Raw genomic sequence first — 26,671 nt, forward strand, 5'->3', positions numbered from 1 at the left:
GGTAATCAAGCTTCCTCGACTCAAGTACCTACTCCTGCCGTACGGAAGAAAAAGTGACCACTAACCAACGCCCCAGCGGCGGTACAGGGCTCGTCCTGGTGCTCGGCCTCGCCGCCATGGTCGTCTCGATGATGCAGACCCTGGTCGTGCCGATCCTCGGGATCATCCAGAACGACCTCGGCACCACCACCTCGGGCGTCAGCTGGGTCACCACCGCGACCCTGCTCTCGGCGGCCGTCTTCACCCCGCTGCTCGGCCGCTTCGGCGACATGCACGGCAAGAAGCCGACGCTGATCGGCGTGCTCGTCGTCATGGTCGCGGGCTCCGTGCTCGCCGCCACCACCAGCTCGCTGGTGCTGCTGATCATCGGCCGGGTGCTCCAGGGCGCGGCCACCGCGATCTTCCCGCTGGCCCTTTCCGTACTGCGCGAGGAGATCCCGCCGCAGAAGCTGCACGGCGCGATGGCGCTGGTCAGCGGCACGCTCGCGTTCGGCAGCGGGCTCGCGCTCGTCGGCGCCGGCCTGCTCACGCAGGGCTCGCACCCCGACTACCACCGGGTGTTCTGGCTCGCCGTGATCCTCGCGGTCGTCGCCCTGATCGCGGTCATCGCGGTCGTGCCGGCCTCCCGTACGAAGACGGGCGGGCGCACCGACTGGTTCGGCGCGGCCACCCTGGCCGCCTTCCTGGTGCTGCTCCTGCTGCCCATCTCGCAGGGCCACGAGTGGGGCTGGTCCTCCGGCCGTACGATCGGGCTCTTCGTCGGCGCCGTCGTGATGGCCGGGGTCTGGGTCCTGGTCGAGCGCAAGGTCGCCGAGCCCATGGTGGACATGCGGATGTTCGCGCACCGGCCGGTGCTCTTCACCAACCTGGCCGGGCTGCTGCTCGGCTTCGCGATGTTCTCGCAGTTCATCGGCGTCTCGTACCTGGTGCAGATGCCGGACAAGCTGACCGGCTACGGCTTCTCCGCCTCGGTGCTCCGCGCCTCCGTCGAGTACCTGCTGCCGACCACGCTCGTCTCCCTGATCGCCGCGCCGCTGGGCGGGCAGCTGGTCGGACGGATCGGCGCGCGCTTCACGCTCGCGGCGGGTGCGGCCTTCGGTGTGCTCGGCTTCGCCTGGCTGACCGGGGCGCACGACTCCACGGCGTCCGTGATCCTCGCGGGCATGCTGATCGGTGCCGCGATCAGCTTCGGGTACGCGGCGATGCCGGCGCTCATCGTGGCGAGCGTCCCGCACCACCAGACGGGGATCGCGAACGGGATCAACTCGATCTCGCGCTCGGTGGGCTCCGCGATCGCCAGCGCGGTGATCACCTCGCTGCTCGCCTCGAAGGTGATCTCCGGCCTGCCGGCCGGGGTGCCGCCGCTGCCGGCGGAATCGCAGTTCACGCTGAGCTTCGCGCTGGCCGGGATCGCGTTCGTGCTGGTCGTGGGGGTGGCTCTGGTGGGCCTGTCCTCCGACCGGTCGCGGTCGCGGCGCGTGACGGCCTCGTCGGCGGACGCACAGGAGCCGGAGCTGGAGCGGGCCTGAGGTCTCGGGGGCGGGGGCGGAGCCCCAGCGGCTCTCGCCCGCGCCCCGGGCCACCCCACCCGGCGGCCCGGGGCACCGGTGCCCCGGCCCCCCGGGGGGGGGCAACGCAGAACCCCGGTCCCCAGCCCCCGCAGAGGGGCCCGGAACCGGGGTTCGGGAGGGGGGCGGTGCTACGCCGCGCTTACCTCGCGCTCTGCCGGGGGCACGTGCGCGCACGCCCGCTCCCGTCGCGCCGCCCGCGTGAGGCGGGCCAGCGGGCCCGGAAGGCCCAGGTTCACGAAGCCCTCCGCCTGCATCACGGCGAAGCCGATGCGAGGGAGGTCGGCGTGGGCGCGGTAGACCATGAAGCGCGGCTCCCACCGCGGCTGGAACTTCGCGTTGAACTTGTACAGCGACTCGATCTGGAACCAGCGGGAGAGGAAGACCAGGAGGCCGCGCCACATCCGCAGGACCGGACCCGCGCCGATCTTCTCGCCGCGGGCGAGGGCCGAGCGGAACATCGCGAAGTTCAGCGAGACCTGGCGTACGCCGATCTTCTCGCAGGCCTGGAGCGACGCCACGATCAGGAGCTCGTTCATGCCGGGGTCGGCCGAGCGGTCGCGGCGCATCATCTCCAGCGACATTCCGTCCTTGCCCCAGGGCACGAAGTGCAGGATGGCCTTCAGGTCGCCGTAGGGGGAGGGCGCCGCGCCCTCGTCGTCCGCCTTGTGGGCCGTGGCGATCACGCAGTCGCCGTCGTTCGGGTCGCCGATCCGGCCGAGCGCCATCGAGAAGCCGCGCTCGGTGTCGGTGCCGCGCCAGTCCTCGGCGGCCCGGCGAATGCGCTCCAGCTCCCCGTCGGACAGGTCACGAACGCGCCGTACGCGGGTTTCGTAGCCATTGCGCTCGATGCGCTTGACCATCTGGCGTACGTTCCGCATGGCGCGTCCGGCGAGGGAGAAATCCGCGACGTCCACCACCGCCTCGTCGCCCAGCTCCAGGGCGTCGAGCCCGGTCTCGCGGGTCCAGACCTCGCCGCCGGTCTCCGAGCAGCCGACGACCGCCGGGGTCCAGGAGTGCGCCTTGGCCTCGTCCATGAAGCGCTCGATGGCGCCGGGCCAGGCCTCGACGTCGCCGATCGGGTCGCCCGAGGCGAGCATCACACCGGAGACCACGCGGTAGGTGACGGCCGCCTTGCCGCTGGGCGAGAAGACGACGGCCTTGTCGCGGCGCAGCGCGAAGTGGCCCAGCGAGTCGCGGGCGCCGTGCCTGGCGAGCAGCTCGCGGAGCTTGTGCTCGTCGTCCTGGGTGAGGCGGGCGGCCGGGTGCTCGGGCCGGAACGCCAGGTAGATCGTGGTGACCGCGGTGAGCAGGCCGAGCGCGCCGAGCGAGTAGCCGACCGTCCAGCTGGTCCTGCCCTGGTACTCGACCGGGCCCTCGAAGCCGAAGAGGCCGAACATCACGTGCTGGATGCGGTCCACGATGCTCGGGTTGCCGACCGTGCGGTTGGGGTGGACGCTCACGATGACCAGGCCCAGGCCCAGCGAGCCCGCTCCCATCAGGAAGAAGTTCGCCACCGCCTTCCAGCGGCTGCGCGGGTCGGGCAGCGCGGTGAACTCGCTCCGGTGGCGGATGAGCAGCGTGAGAAGTACCAATGAGATCAGCACCCCGACGACGGAGTGCCGGTACCAGAACTGGGCCACCGCCCCGATGGGCAGCAGCACCACGGCGGCCCGCCAGGCTCGCCGCTTGCGGCGCTTCAGGCCGTGCGCGAGGAGCAGCAGCAGGATGCCGGCGCAGAGCGCCACGGCCGCCGCGAAGGGGCCGAAGGTGCCCGGCAGCACCTCGCTGACGGTGTGGAACCGACTGTGCCGGACGCGATCGAAGACTCCGGCCGCGACGTCCAGGAGGCCCACGATCGTGCAGGCCGTACCGACCAGCTTGGGAACCGACTCGGGGCGCGGCCCGCGGAGGACCTTTCGTACACGAGTCGGAACCGATCCGTTTTTGTCCCCATCTATCCTGACAGACATCGCTTCCCGTGACTCCGCGAGAGATTCAGTTGGCCGGGGGACGGCGTCCGCACCGTCCAGCCGGACAATTTGCGCCCTCTAGGACGGGACTTCAGGGGGGCGGGTTCCCTCGGTCTCAGGAAAATCTCAGCCAGAAAGTTTCATCGACTCATGGGTCTCACGAGCAACAAGGTCCTGGCACTCGCCGTGTTCCTGGCGGTGGTGCTGTTCGCGGTCACCATCTGGTTGTGGCCGCGCCTGGCGCGGCGCAGCTGGAAGGCCGTGACGGGCCGCATCGGCCTGCTGCTCGCGACCCAGCTGGCGATCTTCGCGTCGGTCGGTCTGGCCGCCAACAATTCGTTCCTGTTCTACGGGTCCTGGGCGGACCTGTTCGGGCAGGAGCAGGACATGGGCAAGGTCGTCGACCACTCGGCGGGCGGCAAGAACATCCAGGTCGTCGCCAAGCAGAAGCCGGACACCCCGGGCGCCGGCAAGCCGCAGCTGGGCGGCGAGATCCAGAAGATCGTGCTGGCCGGGGAGAAGTCGAAGATAACGAGCCCGGCCTACGTCTATCTGCCCCCCGAGTACTTCCAGAAGGCGTACGAGAACAAGACCTTCCCGGCCTCGATCGTGCTGACCGGCTACCCGGGCACCGCCGAGAACCTGCTCAAGGGCCTCAGGTACCCGAAGACGGCCTGGGCGCAGGCCAAGCAGAAGAAGATGCAGCCGATGATCCTGATCATGATGCGGCCGACGGTGGCGGGCCAGCGCGACACCGAGTGCGTGGACATACCGGGCGGCCCGCAGACCGAGACCTTCTTCGCGAAGGACGTGCCGGGCGCGATCTCCGCGAACTACCGGGTCGGCGCCAAGCCGCAGAACTGGGGCTTCATCGGCAACTCGACCGGCGGCTACTGCGCCCTGAAGATCGGCATGCACCACCCCGAGCAGTTCGCGGCGAGCGCCGGCCTCTCGGCGTACTACAAGGCGGCGGACGACCCGACGACCGGCGACCTCTTCCACGGCAACAAGCACGAGGAGAACCGCGCCAACCTGCTGTGGAGCCTCGACCACCTCAAGCCCGGCAAGTCGTCCTTCCTGGTCACGAGCTCGCTGTCGGGAGAGGAGAACTTCAAGCCGACCCAGGCCTTCATCAAGAAGGTCAAGGCGCCCGGACGCGTCTCCTCGATCACCCTCGACAGCGGCGGCCACAACTTCAACACCTGGCGCCGCGAGATCCCGCCGACCCTGGAGTGGATCAGCGGCCGGCTCAGCGCGAGCTGACCGACTCGACCTTCACCTCGGTCCGGGGTACCGCCTGGGCGTCCGCGTCGATGGAGCGGCGCAGCGCCTCGTGGAGCCGGGCCGGGGTGAGCACGCCGAGGAAGCGGCCCCGTTCCTCGCGGTCGATCACCGCGATCCAGCCCGCGTCGTGCTGGAGCATCGTGGCGAAGGCCTGCTTGAGGGACGCGCCCACCGGAAGCCAGGCCTCCATGCGCCGGGCGTGCTCGCGGACCGTGCCCTTGCCGGCCCGGGCCTGCTCGGCGGAGATCCAGCCGTGCAGGTTGTCCTCGCGGTCCAGGACGACCGCCCAGCGCGCGATGTCGGCGGGCAGCGGGTCGTCGAGGTGCACCACGGGCGGCTGCTCCAGGTCGCCCTCCTCGATGGGGGTCACCGAAAGGCGCTTGAGCCCCCGGTCGGCGCCGACGAAGTCCGCGACGTACTCGGTGGCGGGGGCGCCGAGCACGGCGGCGGGGGCGTCGAACTGCTCGATGGCGCCCTGCCCGTAGACGGCGATGCGGTCGCCGAGGCGGACCGCCTCCTCGATGTCGTGGGTGACGAACAGGACCGTCTTGCGCACCTGCGACTGGAGCCTGAGGAACTCGTTCTGCAGCCGCTCGCGCACCACCGGGTCGACCGCGCCGAACGGCTCGTCCATCAAGAGCACCGGCGGGTCGGCCGCCAGCGCCCGTGCCACGCCGACCCGTTGGCGCTGGCCGCCGGAGAGCTGCTCCGGGTAGCGCGAGCCGTACGTCGTCGGGTCGAGCCCGACGAGGTCGAGCAGCTCGGCGGCGCGCTTCTGCGCCGCGGCCTTCTTCACGCCGAGCAGATGCGGGACGGTCGCGGTGTTCTCCAGGACCGTCTTGTGCGGGAAGAGACCCACCTGCTGGATCACATAGCCGATACGGCGCCGCAGTTGCACGGGGTCGACGGTCGATATGTCCTCGCCGTCCAGGAAGATCCGCCCGCTGGTCGGCTCGATGAGCCGGTTGACCATTTTCATCGTCGTGGTCTTGCCGCATCCCGACGGGCCGACCAGGGTGACCAGTTCACCTTCGGCCACCTCGAAGGAAAGGTCGTCCACCGCGGTGGTCCCGTCGGCGTACCGCTTGGTGACGTGCTCGAACCGGATCATGGTTCCCCATTTTGAAGGCTGGCTGGCGCGCTTGTGTGAAGCCCATGTTGCTGTACTGCGAAGGCCCGAGGCGATTGTCAGTGGCCGGGGATAGGGTCGTCGGGAACGAATCGAACACCAGGGGGAGGTGGGGGAGTGGCGCAGAACTGTCTGGCGGCGAACGACTGGATCTGCTGGGAGTACGTCAGCTCCCGGAGCCAGGAGCTGACCGACGCGACGGTCCAGCACGTGTGGATCACCGCGGTGTCGGTCCTGATAGGCCTGCTCATCGCCTTCCCCCTCGCGCTGCTCGCGCGCGGGCGCAAGGGCGTGGCGGCCACCGTCCTCGGCTTCACGACCGTGCTCTACACCGTGCCGTCGCTCGCGATGTTCGCCCTGCTGCTCCCGGTGTTCGGCCTCTCGGCGGGCCTGGTGATCACGGGGTTGGTGCTGTACTCGCTGACGATTCTCGTACGGAACATCCTGGCCGGGCTCGAATCGGTGCCCTCCGACGCCCTGGAGGCGGCCCGCGGCATGGGGTACGGGCGGATACGGCTGCTCTTCGAGGTCGAGCTGCCGCTCGCGCTGCCCGCGCTGATGGCCGGCCTCAGGATCGCCACGGTGGCCACCGTCGCGCTGACCACGATCGGCTCGCTCGTCGACCACGGCGGCCTCGGCAACCTCATCGAGCAGGGCCTGCCCACCTTCTTCAAGGCGCAGATCCTCACCGCCTCCGTGCTGTGCGTGGCGCTCGCGATCGCCGCCGACCTGCTGCTCCTCGGGATCCAGTGGCTGCTCACGCCGTGGACCCGGATCCGTACGGCGAAGGCGGTCTGAGCGATGGGAGTCTTCACACAGGCCTGGACGTGGCTGACCACGGGTGCCAACTGGTCCGGGGACGACGGCGCCTGGCACCGGCTCGGTGAGCACGTGTACGTCAGCGCGCTCGCGCTGGTGGTCTCCTGCCTGGTCGCCCTGCCGCTCGCGCTGTGGCTCGGGCACATCGGCAAGGGCGGTGCGCTCGCCGTCAACATCTCCAACGTCGGCCGGGCGATACCCGTCTTCGCGGTGCTCGCCCTGTTCATGGTGACGCCGCTGCGCAACGCGGGCTATCTGCCCACCGTGATCGCCCTGGTTCTCTTCGCGGTGCCGCCGCTGCTCACCAACGCCTACGTCGGCATGCGCGAGGTGGACCGGGCGGCGGTGGAGGCGGCGCGTGGCATGGGGATGTCGGGGCGTCAGCTCTTCCTCCAGGTGGAACTGCCGCTCGCCTACCCGCTGATCATGACCGGGCTCCGCTCGGCGGCGGTCCAGATCATCGCGACCGCGACGATTGCCGCGATGGCCGGGCTCGGCGGGCTCGGCCGGATAGTCACCGAGGGATTCGCGGTGTACAACACCCCCCAGGTGGTGGCGGGGGCGATGCTCGTGGCTGCGCTCGCCCTGCTGGTGGAGGGCGTCCTGGTGGCGGTCGACCGCCTCTTCAGCCCCTTGCGCAAGCGTTCGTGACCCTGTTCGTGACCCTGCGATCCGGCAACTCCCCGATCCCGCAGCACCTGTGATCCCTCAGTACCTGTGATCCCGTGACGTCTCCTGAATGGTGAACCCTCAATGAGCAAGATCCTGCGTACGACCGGCCTGGCCCTCGGCACCCTGGCCCTGGCCGGCACGCTCGCCGCGTGCGGCGGCGACAGCCTGGAGAAGAGCAAGGACAAGAGCGGTTCCGGCGGGTCCGGCAGTACGGGCGGCGGAAAGAAGGGCTCGCTGGTGATCGGCGCGGCGGGCTTCACCGAGTCCGCGGTCCTGGCGGAGCTGTACGCGCAGGTCCTGGCCGACGCCGGTTACTCGACCTCGGTCACCACCGTGAAGAACCGCGAACTGTACGAACCCGCCCTGGAGAAGGGCGAGATCGACGTCGTGCCGGAATACGCGGCCACGCTCACCGAATTCCTCAATGCCAAGGCGAACGGCGCCAACGCCAAGCCGCTGGCCTCCAGCGACGTCGCCGCGACCGTGGGCGAACTGACCAAGCTCGCCGGACCGCGCGGACTGAAGGTTCTGCCCGCCGGTGAGGCGGTGGATCAGAACGCGTTCGCGGTGACCAAGGAATTCGCCGCCAAGAACAACCTCAAGACCCTTTCGGACCTGGGCACTTCCAAGGCCGAGGTGAAGGTCGCGGCCGGTGACGAGTGCAAGATCCGGCCATTCTGCGCGCCGGGTCTGACCTCCAAGTACGGCATCGACGTCACGGGCATCGACCCCAAGGGCGTGGGCACCCCGCAGGCCAAGCAGGCCGTGAAGGACGGGGTGGACCAGCTGGTTCTGACCACCACGACCGACGCGACCCTGGACACCTACGGACTCGTGCTGCTCCAGGACGACAAGAAGCTGCAGAACGCGGACAACGTGCTGCCGGTCGTCAATGCCAAGGACGCGGGCGGCCAGGAGATAGCCGATGCGCTCGGCAAGCTGACCAAGGCTCTGACGACCGCCGATCTGGTCGATCTCAACCGCAAGGTCGATGCCGAGCGGGCCAAGCCGGCCGATGTCGCGAAGGCCTATCTCCAGTCGAAGGGACTGATCAAGAAGTAGCCGAATTTGGCGATTCGAGTAACTACAGGGGAACAGATTGACGGGCGGGGGTCCATATGAGGTCTACGCACGGTAAATTTCAGGCCATGCCACGTGGACGCCACCGTCATTCCCCTCCGCTGCACCGGCTCCTCCAGCCGTCGGCCGTCGCCGGCGTCTCGGTCATATGCGCCGGTGGCGCCTGGCTCTTCGATCAACCCACGGTGCTGCGGGCGTTGGCGGCCGCGGCCGCGGCCGCCTGCGTCACCGGCTCCGTGCTCATGCGCGCCTGGGACCGGGCCGCGGGCCGTCGCGTCGCCGAGCTGACCCGCTCGCGCGCCGCCGACCAGTGGCGCACCGAGGAGCGGATCGCCGAGCTGGAGACCGAGTTGGAGGAGTCGCGCGAGCTGCGCGGCCGCCTCGACGCCAAGCTGCGCACCAAGCGCATGGAGCTGGCCGGTCTGCGCGGCGAGCACGCGGCCCTGCTGCGGCGTTACGCCAACGCCGAGACCGAGCGGGCCAGCGCTCTGGAAGGCCGGCGTCAGCTCGCGCTGGAGGCAGGGCCCAAGGCGCTGATGCCGTCGGGCAGCACGCCGACGCCCGCCTCCTACCTCGCGGCCGCCCGCGCCCTGGAGTCCCTCTCGCTCAACGCCGAACGCCAGGCGAAGGCGCGGGCCGCCGCGTCCCGGGAGGCGGAGGAGCCGCAGGGGAAGCCCGCGGCGGCCCTCGGCAGCGGGGAACACACCCGCCCGGCGGCCGCCCTCACCGCCAAGCCCCGCCAGGCCGAACTGCCCGCGGCCCCCGCGCCGGTGGCCTCCGCGGTGGTGCCCTACCTCGCCCGCCGCGCGGCCCGGCCCGAGGGCCACTTCGACTTCTTCGGCACGGGGGGTGGCGGCGAGCGGAAGGCTGCCGCCGCGATCGAGGCGGTCCAGAACGAGGACCTGGCCGATGTCGTCGGCGCCGAGGCCCTGGCGGACCGTGCCCAGCAGGGCGGCCCGGACAGAACGGTGGGCGAGGTCATCGACCTGACGGCCCATGACGAGACGGAGCAGCTGGACGTGGCGGAACTGAGAACGGCCATCTCGTAGCCCGGGCTGCCCTTGGGGCTCCGCTCCGCCCCACCCCTTCCCGCTGTGACACTCTGCGGCTCCGCCGCGTGGCCTCCGGGGGTCGGGGAGGGTGAAGCCGGGTTTCCCAGGGCTCCTCCCCAGACCCCGTTCGCGCCTGAAGGCCGCTCGTCCTCAAACTCCCCCAAGGCCCCAAGGGCCAGGGGGACCCCCGTGACGGGCTTAGGGGCGCGGGGAACTGCGCGATCAGCCCAAGGCGGCCCGCAGCGAACCGAAGACATCCGGGAGGGGGCAGGGTCCGCAGGCCCCGGGATTGATGGGGGCCGGGGGTGCGACAGCCCCCGGAACGAGGTCTGCGGCCGGTACCGAGGCCGCGCGTCGTGGCGAGTGTCGGTACCGTCCGCAGAGTCCGGATGCACGGGGCAGCCGGCATCCGGGCGGGCTCCTCCCCCGAGTGGGCCCGCGGAAAAGATTGTTGTCGGGAGCCCGCCCTCTTTCCAGGGGGCACGGATGCAGATAATTGCTCCGGCGCCCGCACCGCGCCCCGCGACCGCCCCCACCGACCGCCCCCACTACGGAAGGCGCTCCCCTTGCACCTCGCCGCCCCCGACCGCGATGCCCTGCGGGCGCTGCTCCGGGAGCGGCGCGCGGCCGTCAGCCCCGGATCCGCCGGCTTCCCGCCGCGGCGTCCCGGCCCGGGCCGGCGCGCGGCCGGGCTCAGCCAGGAGCAGATGGACCTGCTGCTCGACCGTACGCCGGGCACGTACAACCGGTTCGAGAACGGCCAACTGGCGACTCCCTCGGCCGAGTTGCTGACCGCTGTCGCCACCCTGCTCAGGTTCGACGAGCAGGAGTGGACGTTCCTGTGGCGGCTCACCCGGCGCGAGGCACCGCCGAACCCGCTGCACCGCGACTCGGGCCTGTCCGTGCCCGGCGAGTGGCGGCGGGCCGTCGACGGCATCAGCGGGGCGCTGGCGTACATCAACGACGCCGAGTGGAACCTGCTCGCCCACAACCAGGAGTTCGCCGCGCTCTTCCCGGGCGGCGAGCCCCCGGCCAACTCCATGCGCTGGATGCTCCTCGACCCCGAGGCGCGCGAGGTGGTCCTCGGGGACTGGGCCAACTCCTGGGCTCCGGTGGTGATGCCGCAGCTCCGGCACGCCGTGGAGCTGCATCCGCAGAACACCGCGCTGGCCCGCCTGGAGGACGACGTACGCCGTGATCCGGTGGCCGGCCCTCTGTACGCGGTGGCCTCGGCGGCGCCCATCGGCTATCCCGACGGAACGGAGCGGCCGATCAACCACGCCCTGTACGGCCCGGGTTGGGTGACGACGTGTGTCGCCGAGCCGGTCACCTCGCCGGGCGCCCGGGTCATGCTCCTGCTCTACACGGCGGGCGACTCCCTCGCGAGCCGCAGCCCGCTCGGCCCGACACCGCCGACGAGTTGACCAAGTTTTTGGATTTGAAGGATTGATTCAAGACATGTGACGTATGGTGATGATCCGCCTGATTTCGATTGGTGAGGGAGATCGTCCGTGCCCGCTCACATAGCCCCTCCCTGTGTCGTTCTGCCGGGGAACGTGGTGACGACCGACGAGATCTGCGCTGACATCCGCCGGGCTCATCCGGAACTTCCGCGTCTGGAAGCCGTGTTGCGGGTCGCCCGGGCGACGACCGTGCGGACCCGGCACTTCACCCGCCCGCTGGCCTCCCCTACTGTGGCCGGAAACGCTCTGGTCGAGGAGCGCAACAGGGCTGCGTACGAGGACGCGTTGGGCCTGGCGGCCGAGGCAGGGCGACGGGCGCTGGCCGCGGCGCGGCTGCGGCCCGCCGACATCGACGCGATCGTCGCCAGCCACACCACGTCCTGGACCGTGCCTTCGCTCGACGTCCACCTGGTCGCCGAGCTCGGCCTGAGGCCCGACGTCCGGCGCCACCCCATGGGCACGGTCGGCTGCGCGGGCGGCGCCCAGGGCCTGGTCCGCGCCCACGAGGACATCGCCGCCCACCCCGGCGCGAACGTCCTCGTCGTCACCTCCGAGTGCCTGTCGGCGGCGACGTACAACCACGAGGACACCAGCCTCGAATCCATGGTCTACAAGGTCCTTTTCGGGGACGGCGCCGCCGCCGCGGTGGTCTGCGAGCGCCCGGGCTGGGACGGGCCGAGCTTCGTCGTCGAGGACACCTTCGAGTACGTGCTGCCCGACAGCGCCGACCGCTACCGGGGCCGGCTGAGCGGCGCCGGGCTGCACTTCGACTCCACCCGGGCCGCGACCGCCGCCTTCAACGACTGCCTGCCGGCGTTGCTGGAATGGCTCGGAAACGACGCGCTCGACTTCGCGGTGGTGCACCCCGGCGGCCCGCGCATCCTGGACGACACGGCGGCGGGCCTCGGCCTCGACGGCGGGGGCGGCGCCCTGCGGCACGCCTGGGAGAGCCTGGCCGCCAACGGAAACCTGGGCGGCTCGGCGGTCCTGGACGTCCTGTCCCGTACGTCCGCCCAGGCCCCGCCCGCCGACGCCGCGGGCCTGATCATCGCGTTCGGCCCGGGCTTCGTCCTGGCGGCGGCGAGAGGGCACTGGTCCGACTAGCCCGACGGGACGGCTACTTGTCGATGTCCCCGACGACGAAGAACAGCGATCCCAGGATCGCCACCATGTCGGCGACGAGCGTCCCCGGCAGCAGCACGGCGAGCGCCTGGATGTTGTTGTACGAGGCCGAGCGCAGCTTCAGCCGGTACGGCGTCTTCTCGCCCTTGCTGACGAGGTAGTAGCCGTTGATGCCGAGCGGGTTCTCGGTCCAGGCGTACGTGTGGCCCTCGGGCGCCTTGAGGACCTTGGGGAGGCGCTGGTTGATCGGGCCGGGGGCGAGGCCGTCCATCCTGTCGAGGCAGGCGTCGGCGAGATCGAGCGCGTTGTGGGTCTGCTCCAGGAGGCACTCGAACCGGGCCAGGCAGTCGCCCTCGGTGCGGGTGACGACCTTCAGGGTGTCCTGCAGCTCCCCGTACGCGAGGTAGGGCTCGTCGCGGCGCAGGTCGAAGTCGACGCCGGAGGCTCGGGCGATGGGCCCGCTCACGCCGTACGCGTGCACCGCCTCGGCGGGCAGCACGCCGACGCCCCTGGTGCGGGCCCGGAAGATCTCGTTGCCGAGCACGAGCCGGTCGTAGACGTCCATGCGCGAACGCACCGAGGCGACGGCGTGCCGGACCCGGCCGAGCCAGCCCAGCGGCAGGTCCTCCTTGAGGCCGCCGACCCGGTTGAACATGTAGTGCATGCGGCCGCCGGAGACCTCCTCCATGACGGCCTGGAGCTCCTCGCGCTCGCGGAAGGCGTGGAAGACGGGGGTGATGCCGCCGAGCTCCAGCGGGTACGAGCCGAGGAACATCAGGTGGTTGAGGACCCGGTTCAGCTCGGCGAGCAGGGTGCGGGTCCACACGGCGCGCTCGGGCACCTCCATGCCGAGCATCCGCTCCACGGCCATGACCACGCCGAGCTCGTTGGAGAACGCGGAGAGCCAGTCGTGGCGGTTGGCCAGCATCACGATCTGGCGGTAGTCGCGGGCCTCGAAGAGTTTCTCGGCGCCGCGGTGCATGTAGCCGATGACCGGTTCGGCGTGCTGGATGCGTTCGCCGTCGAGCACGAGCTTGAGGCGTAGCACTCCGTGGGTGGAGGGGTGCTGGGGGCCGATGTTGAGCACCATGTCGGTGCTCTCCGCCCCGCCCCCGATCCCGACCGTCGTCTCCGTCATGCGGGCCAGTATCCCCTGCGGCGGGGCAGCGGCGGTGCGCTGGGGCTCCGCCCCGGGCCCGGGAGGCCCCTCCCCGCCCCTTCCCGCTGCAACCCACTCTGCGGCTCCACCGCGTGGCCGCCGGGGGCGGGTGGGGTCGGCGCCGGCCGCTGTTCTGCTGCGGACCGTGCGTGGCTGGTCGCGCAGTTCCCCGCGCCCCTGGCAGGACCGACCCCGGCCAGTACCCCTTCGGCAGGGCACCCGCGCCCGGGGCGGGATCCGGCGCCCACCCCGCCGGGTCAAACCCTCTGGATCAGCCACCCGAAGTCCCCCAGCCCGCCCCGCGAGGTGAGTTCGGCCGCCTCACCCGCCGCGGCCAGCGCCCGCACGTACCCCGCCGGGTCGGAGGACGCCAGGGACAGCGGGGGGCGCGCCCCCGAGACCCCGAGGCGGGCCAGCGCCGAGCGCTGCGGAACCAGCTCCGCCCCCGGCAGCGCGCACGCGTCCAGGGCGACATGCGCCGTGATGTCGCAGGACCCGTCCGGCACGGGCGAAACCTCCCGCCCGCCCCGGAACCCGCTCAGCGTCCCGAACGGCGGCCGGGCCCCCGACGCATGCGCATAGTCGACGGCCACGGCGACCCCCGCGTCCAGCGAGCCCACCGCCCCCGCCCACGCCTCGTCCCGCGGCCACCCGATCTCGGCCCGGGAACCCGGCTCGCTCAGCGGCCACCAGCGCGCGAGCCACTCTGCGTCCGCCCCCGACACCGGCGCCCCGAGCGTCTCGGTGCCGTCCGGCCGTACGAGGACGAGCCTGGCCACCCCGTCCGGGTCGGCCTCCGCCACGTCCACCGGCACGTTGTCCAGCCACTCGTTGGCGAAGAGCAGTCCCCGGATGCCCGAAGGGATGGTCCCGCGCCAATTGATCCGGTCGTCGAGACCGGCCGGGCGGGGTGCGCGTTCCACGGCGTACGCCCGGACCGGGAACCCGGCCGGCAGCGCGGCCAGCACCCCGCTCAGGAGCTCCCCGCGTCCCGCGCCGACGTCCACGAGATCGACCGGCCCGGGCCCGAGCCCGGCCGCGACCTCTTCGAGGAGGCGGGCGACAGCCCCCGCGAAGAGCGGCGAGGCATGCACCGACGTGCGGAAATGCCCGGCGGGGCCCTCGGGGCGCAGATAGAAACCGCCCTCGCCGTACAGCGCCCGCTCGGTGGCGGCCCGCCATCCACAAGGGTCCCCGGGGCCGCTCGGACCAGGGGCCTGCTGACACGTCTCATCCGTCACGGGGCCAAGTCTCCACCTTGCGGAGTACGCCGCCGGGGTCAGGATCGCCCCGGCGGTTGACCCCTGCACCTATCCGCTTTCCCTACGCTGGGTTACGTGCAGCGCCTCTATGACTTCATCCGCAGACACCCGACCGGGGTCGACACCTTCTGGGCCGTCATCCTGTTCGGGTTCTCCGGCCTGCAGATCACGGCGGCCGCGCACGACCCGAAGCAGGCCTCCTGGGGCATCCAGGTCCTGGTGGCGCTCGGGATGGCCACGGCCGTGGCGCTGCGCCGCAGGGTGCCCGAGAAGATGCTGCTGCTCGTGATCGCGATGGGCCTGGCGCAGCTCGCGCTGAACGTCCAGCCCCAGATCCAGGACTTCGCGATGCTGGTCATCGTCTACACGGTGGCCTCCGCGGGCGAGCGCTGGGCCTCGCGGGTCGCGTTGGTGGGCGGGCTGTGCGCGGCGCCGCTCGCGCATTTCCGGTGGATGGACACCGGCGGGATCAACACCGCGACGGAGAAGGTCTTCTTCGTCATCATCATGACCGTTCCGTTCGTCCTCGCCTGGGTGCTCGGCGACTCGATGCGTACCCGCAAGGCCTACTTCGCGCAGCTGGAGGAGCGGGCCTCGCGCCTGGAGCGGGAGCGCGAGGCGCAGGCCAAGGTGGCCGTCGCGGCCGAGCGTGCCCGGATCGCCCGCGAGCTGCACGACGTGGTCGCGCACAACGTGTCCGTGATGGTCGTGCAGGCCGACGGCGCGGCATACGTGATGGACACCTCGCCGGACCAGGCGAAGACCGCCCTGGAGACCATCTCGATGACCGGGCGCCAGGCGCTCGCCGAGATGCGCCGGCTGCTCGGCGTGCTGCGCACGGGCGAGCACCAGGAGGCGGGGGAGTACGTGCCGCAGCCGGACGTCCAGCAGATCGAGGACCTGGTCGAGACGGTCCGCGGGGCCGGCCTCACCGTCGACTTCAAGATCGAGGGCACCCCGCGCCCGCTGCCCAGCGGCGTCGAGCTCACGGCGTACCGCATCGTGCAGGAGGCGCTCACCAACACCCGCAAGCACGGCGGCCCGGACGCGGGGGCGAGCGTGCGGCTCGTGTACTTCGACGACGGGCTCGGCCTGCTCGTCGAGGACGACGGCCGCGGCGCCGCCCACGAGATGTACGAGGACGGCGGCGCGGACGGCCAGGGCCACGGCCTGATCGGCATGCGCGAGCGGATCGGCATGGTCGGAGGCACCCTGGACGCGGGCCCGCGCCCGGGCGGCGGCTTCCGCATCAGCGCGCTGCTGCCCCTGAAACCGGCCCACTGATACGGGCCACTGATTTCCTGTACGTACGCGACTACGTACTCGACCAAGTGCTCGATTCGACTCGACTCGACCGCTGTACGCCGTGATGGAGAGGGAACGATGACGATCCGCGTGATGCTCGTCGACGACCAGGTGCTGCTGCGCACCGGGTTCCGGATGGTGCTCGCCGCCCAGCCGGACATGGAGGTCGTCGCGGAGGCGGGCGACGGCGCGGAGGCGATCGACATCCTGCGCGCGACCGCCGTCGACGTCGTCCTGATGGACGTGCGCATGCCGAGGCTGGACGGCGTGGAGGCCACCCGGCGCATCTGCGAGGCGCCGAACCCGCCCAAGGTGCTGATCCTGACCACCTTCGACCTCGACGAGTACGCCTTCTCCGGGCTGAAGGCGGGCGCCAGCGGCTTCATGCTGAAGGACGTGCCGCCCGCCGAACTGCTCGGCGCGATCCGCTCGGTGCACAGCGGCGACGCGGTGGTCGCCCCGTCGACGACGCGGCGGCTGCTCGACCGGTTCGCCCCGATGCTCCCGGCCAGCGGCAAGGAGCCCGAGCACAAGCAGCTGGAGAAGCTGACCGAACGCGAGCGCGAGGTCATGCTCCTGGTCGCGCAGGGCCTGTCCAACGGCGAGATCGCCGCCCGTCTCGTCCTGTCGGAGGCCACGGTCAAGACCCACGTGGGCCGCATCCTGACCAAGCTGGAACTCCGCGACCGCGTCCAGGTCGTGGTCCTGGCCTACGAAACGGGCCTGGTCCGAGCCGGGGGCGGCGCGCTCTGACCCGCCTGGAGCGGCTGCCCGGCCCCGAGCGGCGGCGCCGGGCGCCCTACAGGGGCGCGGGGCCGTGACATCGCGCGGCTCCGCCACGTGAGCATGAGCGACGGTGCGGGGTCACCTACAGGGGCGCGGGGAACTGCGCGAGCACCACGCACGGTCCGCGGCCGAAGGCGGGTTCAGGGGCGCGGGGAACTGCGCAAAGGCGCCCCGACGGCCCGGCGTCGAAAACCCCGGCCCCCCAACCCCCGCGGAGCTATCGCAGCACCCCCTCCAAAAAGTCACTCCCCAGGCGGGCCACGACCGTGAGGTCGAGCTGGTGCAGCACGTACCGCCCCCGGCGGCGCGTCGAGATGAGCCCCGCCCTCTTCAGGGCGGACAGGTGCCGGGACACCTCCGGCGCCGTGATCCCGTGTGAGTCGGCGAGCTCGCTCGTCGTGTACGGGGAGCGAGCCAGGTTGCGGCACAGGCGCATCCGCATGGGGTGGGCCAGCGCCTCCATCCGCAGCTTGAGGATCTCGACCGAGGCGGGCGAGGGCAGTTCGGGCCCGTGCACCGGGTAGTGGATCACCGGGCGCCACCCCGGCGCGTGCAGCACCATCAGATGCGGCCAGCCGAACGAGGTGGGCACGAAGGTGAGCCCCGCCCCGGGCTCGGGGTCCGTCGCGGTCGTACGGCCCTCGGTCAGCTTGTCCACGCTGATCCGCGTCCCGCCCTCGTCCAGGCTGAGCGCGGCCGACACCGAGGCGACGGCCTCGTCGAGCCCCTTGCGGCGGAGGATCTCCGCCTTGTGCCGGGCGTCCGCGGCCAGCTGGACCCGGATCCGCTGCCAGGTGTCCGCGAAGAAGGCCTCCTGGCAGTCCTCGAACAGGCGCCGCAGCCAGGCCCGTATGGAAGCCGGGTCGCTCAACAGGCGCTCGGCGAACTCCACTTGGCGTGGGCCCCGGACCGCCGCCATCTCCAGGGCGCGCGCCCGCATCGCCGGATCGTGCAGCGGGGACGGCGTCTTGACCGAGTACAGGCTGGAGCAGGTGAACTCCAGGGCGGCGGAGGCGAACCGCTCGTCGGGGAGGCGGTCGAGCAGGTCGAGATCCTCGGCGAGCGTGGAGCCGGGCGTGCCGTCCCAGCCGGGTATGCCGGCGAACGGCATGAACACGTCGGAGAACGTGTTGCGCCACAGGAACTCGGCCTCGTGCAGCCGGTCCGCGAGGTCGGGCTTCAGGGAGGCCGCGGTCGCCGTGACCCAGCCGTGCAGGCCCGGGTGGTGGCCGGGCTCGGAGAGCGCGTGCAGGGCCAGGCCCAGCTCGGCAAGCGGCGAGATCGCGAAGCCGATGCGCTCGGGCGGCAGGCCCGTGATGTCGATGGTCACGCTCATGGCCCCATGGTGCACCGCGGCACTGACAAAGCGGCCGCCGATTGACGGTCCCGGTCAATCGGCGGCGCTGGTCAGGGCTTCGGGCGCCCCGGGCTCCCATTTGACGGGGCTCGTCAATCGGCGCGCGGCCCGGCCGGAACGGGTTCACCGTGGAGGCATGGACGTGATGCAGCAGCACATGATCGACAGCTACCGCGCGGCCCGGCTCGGCGCACCCGCCCCTCCGGTGCCGGGCACCCACGACGTGGCGGTCCTGCGCGGGATACGGGACTACCGCCGCTTCGAGGCGGTCCTGGCGGGCCGGCTCGCCACGGGCCGGCTGCGGGCGGCCCTGGCCCGCCTGTTCGCCCCCCACCACCCCCGGAGTCACCCGCCCGCCTGCCGCTGACCCCCGTTACGACAGCAGCCGTACGAACTCCGCGACCGCCGCCCGTACGTCCCCGGCGCTCCACGCGAGGCCCGGGGCGTTCACCGTGACCTCGGTGACGGCCAGGCCCGCCGGACCCGAGGGGTTCGGGAACCAGCGCCGGAACAGGCAGACGCCGCTCTCCTGAGCCTGCCGCAGGGACGCGGCATTGAGGACCTCGGCGTCGTACGGCAGCCACACCTGGAACTGGTGGGTGTGCGGCGGCTCGGGGTGCACCCGGAACCACGGCACGCCCGCTTCGGCGAGGCCCTCCTTCATGGCCGCGGCGACGACCTTGGCGTGGGCCACGTACGAGGGGAGTTCGGGCAGCTCCTTGCGCAGGCCGATGAGGCCGGCGAGGGCGGCGGGGAACTGCTGGAAGAGCTGGCCGCCGTAGCGGTGGCGCCAGGTGCGGGCCTCCGCGATCAGCGACTCGGAGCCCACCAGGACGGCGCCGGACAGGCCGCCCATCGTCTTGTAGAAGGACACGTACACGCTGTCCGCGAGGCCCGCGATCTCCGGCAGGGGGCGGCCGAAGTGGGCGGTGGTCTCCCAGATCCTGGCGCCGTCGAAATGCACCACGGCGTCCCGTTCGCGGGCCGCCTCCACCACGGCCACCAGCTCGTCCCAGGTCGGCAGCACGAACCCGGCGTCGCGCAGCGGGAGCTCCAGCATCAGGGTGCCGAACTGCTCCTCGAAGCCGAGCACCTCCTCCGCGGTGGGCAGCCGGGGCTCGTCCGTCGGGTGGACCGGACGCAGGCCGCTGACCTGGCTGAACGCCTGGCGTTCGTGCACCTCGGGGTGGGCGAGCGGGTGCAGGGCGACCGTCGGGTTCCCGGTGCGGGCCGCCCAGCAGCGCAGCGCGACCTGCTGGGCCATCGTGCCGGTGGGAAAGAAGGCGGCGGCCGGGAAGCCGAGCTCCTCGGCGGTGCGGCGCTCCAGCTCGGTGACCGCGCCGTTGCCGTAGATGTCGGTGAACTCGTCCAGGTCGTAGACCTCGGCGCCGTCCGCCAGGAGGGCCGTCAGGCGCTCCGCGAGGGTGTGGTCGACGCCATGCTCCGCCAGGGTGCGCTTGGCGCCCCTGAAGACGGCCAGGCGGTGTCGCAGGGTCTGTTCCGGGGTTTCCTCCGGCGCCCCGCCCGGGGTGTCGGCGGTGGATTCGGAGGGGGAGTTCCACTGGGTTTCTGGCATGGGGGGATGATCGCCCACACCCTGTGGACAACCAAAGGGGTTTCCAGGGCCTGGGCGTAGCATGACGGGGCCGTTTGATTTTGGTTTGGCGTCCGGTACCCCTCGCGGACTGGAACGGAAGGCCCCCACCGCGTGAACGCACCATCAGAGCACCGCCCCGAGCACAGCCCGGCGGACCGCCCCGCCCGCCTCACCGTGGGCGTCGTCGGCGCGGGCCGGGTCGGCCCCGCGCTCGCCGCGTCCCTCCAGCTGGCCGGGCACCGCCCGGTCGCGGTCTCCGGCGTCTCCGACGCGTCGGTGCGCCGGGCCGCTGCCCTGCTGCCCGACGTGCCGCTGGTCCCGCCCGCCGAGGTCCTCCGGCGCGCCGACCTCGTCCTGCTCACCGTCCCCGACGACACGCTGCCGGGCCTCGTCGAGGGCCTCGCCGAGACCGGCGCGATCCGCCCGGGCCAGCTCCTGGTGCACACCTCCGGGCGGTACGGCACGGCCGTCCTGGACCCGGCCCGGCGGGCCGGCGCACTGCCCCTCGCGCTGCACCCGGCGATGACCTTCACCGGCACGGGCGTGGACGTCCAGCGCCTGGCGGGCTGCTCGTTCGGCGTGACCGCCCCCGAGGAGCTGCGGCTCGCCGCCGAGGCGCTCGTCATCGAGATGGGCGGCGAGCCCGAGTGGATCGAGGAGGCGAAGCGCCCGCTCTACCACGCGGCCCTCGCCCTCGGCGCGAACCACCTGGTCACGCTGGTCGCCCAGTCCATGGAGCTCCTTGGCCAGGCCGGTGTCGCGGCCCCCGACCGCATGCTCGGCCCGCTGCTCGGCGCGGCCCTCGACAACGCCCTGCGCTCGGGGGACGCGGCGCTGACCGGACCGGTCGCGCGCGGCGACGCCGGCACGGTCGCCGCCCACGTGGCCGAGCTGCGCAAGCACGCGCCGGGGACGGTCGCCGGATACCTCGCGATGGCCCGTACGACCGCCGACCGGGCGCTCGCCCACGGACTGCTGAAGCCCGAGCTCGCCCAGGACCTGCTCGGTGTGCTCGCAGAAGGAGAATCCCGATGACAGCGCAGCCAGCGCAGCCCGTCCTGGTGCGTACGGCCGCGGAGCTCGCGGCCCTGGAGCGGACCGGCCGCCGTGCCGTCGTCATGACCATGGGCGCGCTCCACGAGGGCCACGCCACCCTGATCCGTACCGCGCGCCGGCTGGCCGGCCCCGACGGGCAGGTCGTGGTCACGGTGTTCGTCAACCCGCTGCAGTTCGGCGCGGGAGAGGACCTGGACCGCTATCCGCGCACCCTGGACGCGGACCGCGCGATCGCCGAACGCGAGGGCGCCGACGCGGTGTTCGCGCCGTCCGTCGAGGAGGTCTATCCCGGCGGCGAGCCCCAAGTGCGCGTCACCGCGGGCCCCATGGGCGAGCTCCTGGAGGGCGCCGTACGGCCCGGCCACTTCGACGGCATGCTGACCGTCGTCGCCAAGCTGCTCCACCTGAGCGCGCCCGACCTCGCCCTGTACGGGCAGAAGGACGCCCAGCAGCTGGCGCTGATCCGGCGCATGGTGCGCGATCTGAACTTCCCCGTGGAGATCGTCGGCGTGCCGACGGTGCGCGAGGACGACGGGCTCGCCCTGTCCAGCCGCAACCGCTACCTCGACCCGGCGGAGCGCACCGCGGCCCGCGCCCTGTCCCGCGCGCTGTTCGCGGCCCGCGACCGGCTCGCCGCCGAGCACGCCCTGCACGCACGGGCCACCGCCGGCGGCGCGGCCTTGGGCCGGGCCGACGCGCTCACCGCGATCGGCGAGGCCAGGGCCGCGGCCGACGCCCACGCGGTCGCCGCGGCCGCGCCGTCCCCCGCGTCGATCAAGGCCGTCGCCCAGGGCGTGCTCGACGAGGCGGCCAAGGCCGAACCCCCGGTCGTGACCGACTACCTGGCGCTGGTCGACCCGGCGACGTTCACGGACGCCCCCGAGGGGTTCGGGGGCGAGGCGATCCTCGCTGTCGCCGCACGCGTCGGCACCACGCGCCTCATCGACAACATCCCGCTCACGTTCGGAGCACCGGCATGACAAGCACCGGAATACGGCTCGACGCCCCCGCACCCGGCTGGGCCATCGACGCGGACGTCGTGGTCGTCGGCTCCGGCGTCGCGGGCCTGACCGCCGCCCTGCGCTGCACCGCGGCGGGCCTGGCCACCGTCGTCGTCACCAAGGCCCGCCTGGACGACGGCTCTACGCGCTGGGCCCAGGGCGGCATAGCGGCCGCCCTCGGCGAGGGCGACACCCCCGAGCAGCACCTGGACGACACCCTGGTGGCCGGCGCGGGCCTGTGCGACCAGGACGCGGTACGCCTCCTGGTCACCGAAGGCCCGGACGCCGTACGGCGGTTGATCGCCACCGGCGCCCACTTCGACACCGACGAGACGGGCGCGATCTCGCTGACCCGCGAGGGCGGCCACCACCGCCGCCGCATCGCGCACGCGGGCGGGGACGCCACCGGCGCCGAGATCTCCCGCGCGCTCGTCGAGGCCGTCCGCACCCGGGCGGTGCGCACCATCGAGAACGCCCTGGTCCTCGACCTCCTCAAGGACGAGGACGGCCGCACCGCGGGCATCACCCTGCACGTCATGGGCGAGGGCCAGCACGACGGCGTCGGCGCGGTCCGCGCTCCCGCGGTGGTCCTCGCGACCGGCGGCATGGGCCAGGTCTTCTCGGCGACCACCAACCCGTCCGTGTCCACGGGCGACGGCGTGGCCCTCGCGCTGCGGGCCGGCGCCGAGATCTCCGACCTCGAATTCGTCCAGTTCCACCCCACGGTCCTGTTCCTCGGCGCCGACTCGGAGGGCCAGCAGCCGCTGGTCTCCGAGGCCGTACGCGGCGAAGGCGCCCACCTCGTCGACGCGGCCGGCACCCGCTTCATGCTCGGGCAGCACGAGCTGGCGGAGCTCGCCCCGCGCGACATCGTCGCCAAGGCCATCACCCGCCAGATGCAGGCCCAGGGCGCCGAGCACATGTACCTGGACGCCCGGCACTTCGGCGCCGCGATGTGGGAGCAGCGCTTCCCGACGATCCTGGCCGCCTGCCGCTCGCACGGCATCGACCCGGTGACCGAGCCGATCCCGGTCGCCCCCGCCGCGCACTACGCCTCCGGCGGCATCCGCACCGACCGGCACGGCCGCACCACGGTCCCCGGCCTGTACGCGTGCGGCGAGGTCGCCTGCACCGGTGTCCACGGCGCCAACCGGCTGGCCTCCAACTCCCTCCTGGAGGGCCTGGTCTTCGCCGAGAACATCGCGGCGGACATCGCGGCCGGTGCCTCAACTCCCGTACAGGACAAGGCGGTTGAGCCGAGTTCGCCCGCAGGTCCGGACGACGAGCCCGTGCCGCTGCTCGACCCGGCCGCCCGCATCCAGATCCAGCGGATCATGACCGAAGGCGCCGGAGTGCTGCGCTCCGCCGACAGCCTCGCCGAGGCGGCCGGCCGCCTGGAGGCGATCCGCGCGGACGAGCACAAGGCAGCCGTGCCGGGCGTCGAGGCGTGGGAGACCACCAACCTGCTGCTCGTCTCGCGGGTCCTGGTCGCCGCGGCGGCCGCCCGCGAGGAGACCCGCGGCTGCCACTGGCGCGAGGACCGGCCGGACCGCGACGACGCGGCCTGGCAGCGCCACCTCGTCGTCCGCATCACCCCCGAGCGGTCCCTGGACATCCGCCCCACCGCCAGCGCCACCTTCCCCCCGACCGTCGCCGCCACCCCCCTGGAGCCGTAACCGTGAGCACGCCCGAGGAACTCCGTCCCCAGCCGGTGGACGTCCCCCTGATCCAGATCGGTGCGCCCGCCCAGGGCGGCGGCTGCGGCGACGACTGCGGCTGCGGCGGCGAGGAGGTGTACGAGTGCGGGCTCGACCCCGCGCTCGCCGCCCTGCTCGCCGAGTCGGGTCTCGACCCCGTCCAGGTCGAGGACATCGCGCACCTCGCCATCGAGGAGGACCTGGACGGCGGCGTGGACGTCACGTCGGCGGCCACCGTTCCCCAGGACGCCGTCGCCACCGGAGACTTCACGGCCCGCGAGGCCGGCACGGTCGCGGGCCTGCGCGTCGCCGAGGCGATCCTCTCCATCGTCTGCACGGAGGAGTTCGAGGTCGAGCGGCACGTCGCGGACGGCGACCGCGTCGAGGCCGGCCAGAAGCTCATCAGCGTCACGACCCGCACCCGCGACCTGCTGACCGGCGAGCGCAGCGCGCTCAACCTGCTGTGCCGCCTGTCCGGCATCGCGACCGCCACCCGCGCCTGGGCCGACGCCCTCGAAGGCACCGGCGCCAAGGTCCGCGACACCCGCAAGACCACCCCGGGCCTGCGCGCCCTGGAGAAGTACGCGGTCCGCTGCGGCGGCGGCGTCAACCACCGCATGTCCCTGTCGGACGCGGCCCTGGTCAAGGACAACCACGTGGTGGCCGCGGGCGGCGTGGCCGAGGCCTTCAAGGCCGTACGCGACCGCTTCCCGGACCTGGCCATCGAGGTCGAGGTCGACACCCTGGCCCAGGTCACCGAGGTCCTGGACGCCGGGGCCGACCTGATCCTGCTCGACAACTTCACCCCGGCCCGGACGGCCGAGGCGGTCGCCCTGGTCGCGGGCCGCGCGATGCTCGAATCCTCGGGCCGCCTCACCCTGGCCAACGCCGCCGAGTACGCCGCCACCGGCGTCGACTACCTGGCGGTGGGTGCCCTCACCCACTCCTCGCCGATCCTCGACATCGGCCTGGACCTGCGCGAGGCCGGAGAGGGCCGGGCCTGATGCTGCTCACCATCGACGTCGGCAACACCCACACCGTCCTCGGCCTGTTCGACGGCGAGGAAGTCGTCGAGCACTGGCGGATCTCCACCGACGCCCGCCGCACCGCGGACGAGCTGGCCGTGCTGCTCAACGGCCTGATGGGCACCCACCCGATGCTCGGCGCGGAGCTCGGCGACGGCATCGAGGGCATCGCGATCTGCGCGACCGTCCCGTCCGTCCTGCACGAGCTGCGCGAGGTGACCCGCCGCTACTACGGCGACGTACCCGCGATCCTGGTGGAGCCGGGCATCAAGACGGGCGTGCCGGTCCTGACCGACAACCCGAAGGAGGTCGGCGCCGACCGCATCGTCAACTCGATCGCCGCCGTCGAGCTCTACGGCGGCCCGGCGATCGTCGTCGACTTCGGCACGGGCACGACGTTCGACGCGGTCAGCGCGCGCGGCGAGTACATCGGCGGCGTCATCGCCCCCGGCATCGAGATCTCCGTCGACGCGCTCGGCATCAAGGGCGCCCAGCTCCGCAAGATCGAGGTGGCCCGCCCCCGCTCGGTGATCGGCAAGAACACCGTCGAGGCCATGCAGGCCGGCATCGTGTACGGCTTCGCGGGCCAGGTCGACGGCGTCGTCAAGCGCATGAAGCGCGAACTGGTCGGCCCCGACGGCGACCCGGACGACGTCACCGTCATCGCGACCGGGGGCCTCGCCCCGATGGTGCTCGGCGAGGCCGAGGAGATCGACGAGCACGAGCCGTGGCTGACCCTGATCGGCCTGCGCCTCGTGTACGAGCGCAACATCGCGCGCTCCTGAAGCGGCCGCCGGGCGCATCGGGGCCCGCCCCGACACGCGCCCGGCATCGGCCTGTTAAGAGGATTTTGTCCCTGTAGGACGTATCGTCACCGCATGCCCACGCCCTACGGATCCCGAGGCGGCATGGCGTTCGGCGCGGACGAGCTGCGTGTGCTCCGACGCGCCCTGGCCATCGCCCTGCACCCCACCGCCGTCAAGGACCAGGACATCAAGGACTGCCTGCGCCTGGCCGACTCCGTGGACGAGGCCGTCCGCGAGGCGGACCGGCTGCGCGCCTTCCTCCTGGCCGACCTCGCCCGTTACCGTGACGCGCTGCCCGGCTCGCTGCCCGGCTACACCGAGCTGCTCCAGGACGCCCTGGCCGCCGGCTACGACCCCGGGCCCGACGACCTGGCCGCCCTGCGCGCGCTGCGCTCCGACCCGGTCTGCGCGGCCCTCCTGGAGCGCTGCCGCCGGATCGCGGAACGCTCGGTGCGGGCCCGCCTGGCCGGCCGCACGGCCGCCCCGCCGGCCCAGCGCACCCGGCTCCTCACGCTGGTCGACGGGGGCGCCGCGGACAAGGGCAGGGGCAAGGACAAGTCCGCCGAGCCGCGCCCCGCCGCCCCGGCCCGCCCGGCGCCCGCGCACCCCGCGCCGGACCGCCCCGTACCGAAGCCCTCCGAGGTCTTCCCACCGCGCCGCCGGCCCGTGCCCCCGCCGGAGGAGCGGCGAGCGGGCTAGCTACTCTGTCGGTATGGACTACGTTTCCGCGCTTCTGCCCCCCGTGGTGATGGCCATCTTCTTCATCGCGCTCGTCGTGACGATCGTGAAGAGCCAGGGCGGCCCGAACAAGGGCAAGGAGGACGCGGCCGTGGACGGCGCGCTCGCCCGCGCCGAGGCCGCCCGGCAGAAGCCCGCCTCCTCCTGACCGCACCGTCCGGACGGCACACACAGCGGGGGCGCACGGGTATTTCCCCACGTGCGCCCTTTTTGCTGCGCGCTAACTGCAAATAACCAGCCATTCGCGACATCTCCCACTATGGTGCAGATGTGCCCCGCCAATTGGGAGAGCTGGAAGACGCCGTCATGACCCGCGTCTGGCAGTGGAACCGTCCGGTGACCGTCCGGGAAGTCCTCGAAGACCTTCAGCAGGAACGGTCCATCGCGTACACCACGGTCATGACCGTAATGGACAATCTCCATCAGAAGGGCTGGGTCCGCCGGGAAGTCGACGGCCGGGCCTATCGATATACGGCGGTCTCCACACGGGCCGCGTACGCCGCGGCTCTGATGAACGAAGCCTGGTCCCAGAGCGACAACCGCGCGGCCGCACTCGTCGCCTTCTTCGGCATGATGTCCCCCGAGGAGCGCGAAGCGCTGCGTGACGCCGTGCGCATGGTGCAGGAGCCGGAACCCGAACGCGATCGCGAAGCCGAACACGGATCCGAAGAGTCCCAAGAGGGCGATGCGCCCGGGGACAGTGCGGGGCGATAGCGTCCA

At 72.2% G+C, this 26,671-nt stretch carries 25 protein-coding genes; 19 read left to right on the forward strand and 6 right to left on the reverse strand.

Going from position 1 to position 26,671, the window contains the following annotated elements; genetic code table 11:
• Positions 1-53: 53 nt before the first annotated feature.
• Positions 54-1,529, forward strand: coding sequence for an MFS transporter (locus tag ABD346_RS06485; RefSeq protein WP_344372693.1), 1,476 nt, complete (start codon positions 54-56; stop codon positions 1,527-1,529).
• A gap of 170 nt (positions 1,530-1,699) precedes the next feature.
• On the opposite strand, the gene ABD346_RS06490 is transcribed toward ABD346_RS06485, so the two are convergent.
• Positions 1,700-3,541 (reverse strand): phosphatidylglycerol lysyltransferase domain-containing protein, encoded by a 1,842-nt coding sequence (locus ABD346_RS06490; RefSeq protein ID WP_344372696.1) that lies wholly within the window; start codon positions 3,539-3,541, stop codon positions 1,700-1,702.
• Positions 3,542-3,691: 150 nt separating this feature from the next.
• Here ABD346_RS06490 and ABD346_RS06495 point away from each other — a divergent pair, with 150 nt between their 5' ends.
• Positions 3,692-4,804: an alpha/beta hydrolase gene (locus tag ABD346_RS06495; RefSeq protein ID WP_344372699.1), complete on the forward strand. Its 1,113-nt coding sequence runs from the start codon at positions 3,692-3,694 to the stop codon at positions 4,802-4,804.
• Here the strand turns inward: ABD346_RS06495 and ABD346_RS06500 are convergent.
• On the reverse strand, positions 4,791-5,936 hold the full coding sequence (locus ABD346_RS06500) for an ABC transporter ATP-binding protein (RefSeq protein ID WP_344372702.1): 1,146 nt from the start codon (positions 5,934-5,936) through the stop codon (positions 4,791-4,793). The genes ABD346_RS06495 and ABD346_RS06500 overlap by 14 nt on opposite strands.
• Before the next feature lie 135 nt (positions 5,937-6,071).
• On the opposite strand from ABD346_RS06500, the gene ABD346_RS06505 reads away from it, so the two are divergent.
• The 6 genes from ABD346_RS06505 to ABD346_RS06530 all read left to right on the forward strand — a co-directional run bounded on the left by ABD346_RS06505 (position 6,072) and on the right by ABD346_RS06530 (position 12,144).
• Positions 6,072-6,752 carry an ABC transporter permease gene (locus tag ABD346_RS06505; protein ID WP_344372704.1) on the forward strand — a complete coding sequence of 227 codons (681 nt, stop codon included), beginning with the start codon at positions 6,072-6,074 and terminating at the stop codon, positions 6,750-6,752.
• Positions 6,753-6,755: 3 nt separating this feature from the next.
• Complete coding sequence (locus ABD346_RS06510) at positions 6,756-7,424, forward strand: ABC transporter permease (protein ID WP_344372707.1); 669 nt, start codon at positions 6,756-6,758, stop codon at positions 7,422-7,424.
• A gap of 102 nt (positions 7,425-7,526) precedes the next feature.
• Complete coding sequence (locus ABD346_RS06515) at positions 7,527-8,507, forward strand: ABC transporter substrate-binding protein (protein ID WP_344372709.1); 981 nt, start codon at positions 7,527-7,529, stop codon at positions 8,505-8,507.
• An 86-nt stretch (positions 8,508-8,593) separates the two neighbouring features.
• The gene (locus ABD346_RS06520) at positions 8,594-9,574 is read left to right on the forward strand and encodes a hypothetical protein (RefSeq protein ID WP_344372711.1); all 981 of its coding nucleotides are present in this window, start codon (positions 8,594-8,596) and stop codon (positions 9,572-9,574) included.
• A 569-nt stretch (positions 9,575-10,143) separates the two neighbouring features.
• Positions 10,144-11,001, forward strand: coding sequence for an MmyB family transcriptional regulator (locus ABD346_RS06525; RefSeq protein ID WP_344372714.1), 858 nt, complete (start codon positions 10,144-10,146; stop codon positions 10,999-11,001).
• Between the two features lie 87 nt (positions 11,002-11,088).
• Positions 11,089-12,144 carry a PhlD gene (locus tag ABD346_RS06530; protein WP_344372716.1) on the forward strand — a complete coding sequence of 352 codons (1,056 nt, stop codon included), beginning with the start codon at positions 11,089-11,091 and terminating at the stop codon, positions 12,142-12,144.
• 13 nt (positions 12,145-12,157) lie between these two features.
• Here the strand turns inward: ABD346_RS06530 and ABD346_RS06535 are convergent, their stop codons facing one another.
• Both ABD346_RS06535 and ABD346_RS06540 read right to left on the reverse strand, forming a co-directional pair.
• Entirely contained in the window at positions 12,158-13,300 is a 1,143-nt protein-coding gene (locus ABD346_RS06535) for an NADH-quinone oxidoreductase subunit D (RefSeq protein ID WP_344372719.1), read from the reverse strand.
• 278 nt (positions 13,301-13,578) lie between these two features.
• Positions 13,579-14,562: an SAM-dependent methyltransferase gene (locus ABD346_RS06540; protein WP_344372722.1), complete on the reverse strand. Its 984-nt coding sequence runs from the start codon at positions 14,560-14,562 to the stop codon at positions 13,579-13,581.
• A gap of 96 nt (positions 14,563-14,658) precedes the next feature.
• Between ABD346_RS06540 and ABD346_RS06545 the strand changes: the two genes are divergently transcribed.
• Positions 14,659-15,867: a sensor histidine kinase gene (locus ABD346_RS06545; RefSeq protein WP_344372724.1), complete on the forward strand. Its 1,209-nt coding sequence runs from the start codon at positions 14,659-14,661 to the stop codon at positions 15,865-15,867.
• A 99-nt stretch (positions 15,868-15,966) separates the two neighbouring features.
• Positions 15,967-16,641: a response regulator gene (locus tag ABD346_RS06550; protein WP_344372727.1), complete on the forward strand. Its 675-nt coding sequence runs from the start codon at positions 15,967-15,969 to the stop codon at positions 16,639-16,641.
• Between the two features lie 250 nt (positions 16,642-16,891).
• Here ABD346_RS06550 and ABD346_RS06555 read toward each other — a convergent pair whose 3' ends face one another.
• Positions 16,892-18,004, reverse strand: a complete 1,113-nt coding sequence (locus ABD346_RS06555; protein ID WP_344372879.1) for a DUF5937 family protein — start codon at positions 18,002-18,004, stop codon at positions 16,892-16,894.
• Positions 18,005-18,167: 163 nt separating this feature from the next.
• Here ABD346_RS06555 and ABD346_RS06560 point away from each other — a divergent pair, with 163 nt between their 5' ends.
• On the forward strand, positions 18,168-18,398 hold the full coding sequence (locus tag ABD346_RS06560) for a hypothetical protein (protein WP_344372730.1): 231 nt from the start codon (positions 18,168-18,170) through the stop codon (positions 18,396-18,398).
• A 6-nt stretch (positions 18,399-18,404) separates the two neighbouring features.
• On the opposite strand, the gene ABD346_RS06565 is transcribed toward ABD346_RS06560, so the two are convergent.
• Complete coding sequence (locus tag ABD346_RS06565; protein WP_344372733.1) at positions 18,405-19,607, reverse strand: threonine aldolase family protein; 1,203 nt, start codon at positions 19,605-19,607, stop codon at positions 18,405-18,407.
• Positions 19,608-19,739: 132 nt separating this feature from the next.
• On the opposite strand from ABD346_RS06565, the gene ABD346_RS06570 reads away from it, so the two are divergent.
• From ABD346_RS06570 to ABD346_RS06605, 8 genes are all read left to right on the forward strand, one after another.
• A complete protein-coding gene (locus ABD346_RS06570; RefSeq protein WP_344372736.1) occupies positions 19,740-20,663 on the forward strand; it encodes a Rossmann-like and DUF2520 domain-containing protein in 924 nt (307 codons plus the stop codon).
• On the forward strand, positions 20,660-21,664 hold the full coding sequence (gene panC, locus ABD346_RS06575) for a pantoate--beta-alanine ligase (protein WP_344372739.1): 1,005 nt from the start codon (positions 20,660-20,662) through the stop codon (positions 21,662-21,664). The genes ABD346_RS06570 and panC overlap by 4 nt, the downstream gene beginning before the upstream one ends.
• On the forward strand, positions 21,661-23,361 hold the full coding sequence (locus ABD346_RS06580) for an L-aspartate oxidase (RefSeq protein ID WP_344372741.1): 1,701 nt from the start codon (positions 21,661-21,663) through the stop codon (positions 23,359-23,361). Before panC ends, ABD346_RS06580 begins: the two co-directional genes overlap by 4 nt.
• 2 nt (positions 23,362-23,363) lie before the next feature.
• Complete coding sequence (gene nadC / locus ABD346_RS06585) at positions 23,364-24,386, forward strand: carboxylating nicotinate-nucleotide diphosphorylase (RefSeq protein ID WP_344372744.1); 1,023 nt, start codon at positions 23,364-23,366, stop codon at positions 24,384-24,386.
• The gene (locus ABD346_RS06590) at positions 24,386-25,192 is read left to right on the forward strand and encodes a type III pantothenate kinase (RefSeq protein ID WP_344372747.1); all 807 of its coding nucleotides are present in this window, start codon (positions 24,386-24,388) and stop codon (positions 25,190-25,192) included. Before nadC ends, ABD346_RS06590 begins: the two co-directional genes overlap by 1 nt.
• A 123-nt stretch (positions 25,193-25,315) precedes the next feature.
• A complete protein-coding gene (locus ABD346_RS06595) occupies positions 25,316-25,912 on the forward strand; it encodes a hypothetical protein (RefSeq protein ID WP_344372882.1) in 597 nt (198 codons plus the stop codon).
• Between the two features lie 13 nt (positions 25,913-25,925).
• Positions 25,926-26,099, forward strand: coding sequence for a hypothetical protein (locus ABD346_RS06600; protein WP_189970753.1), 174 nt, complete (start codon positions 25,926-25,928; stop codon positions 26,097-26,099).
• 122 nt (positions 26,100-26,221) lie between these two features.
• Positions 26,222-26,665 (forward strand): BlaI/MecI/CopY family transcriptional regulator, encoded by a 444-nt coding sequence (locus ABD346_RS06605; RefSeq protein ID WP_344372754.1) that lies wholly within the window; start codon positions 26,222-26,224, stop codon positions 26,663-26,665.
• Positions 26,666-26,671: the final 6 nt, after the last annotated feature.

Origin of the sequence: Streptomyces mauvecolor, assembly GCF_039532965.1 — a bacterium.
Classification (GTDB): domain Bacteria; phylum Actinomycetota; class Actinomycetes; order Streptomycetales; family Streptomycetaceae; genus Streptomyces; species Streptomyces violascens.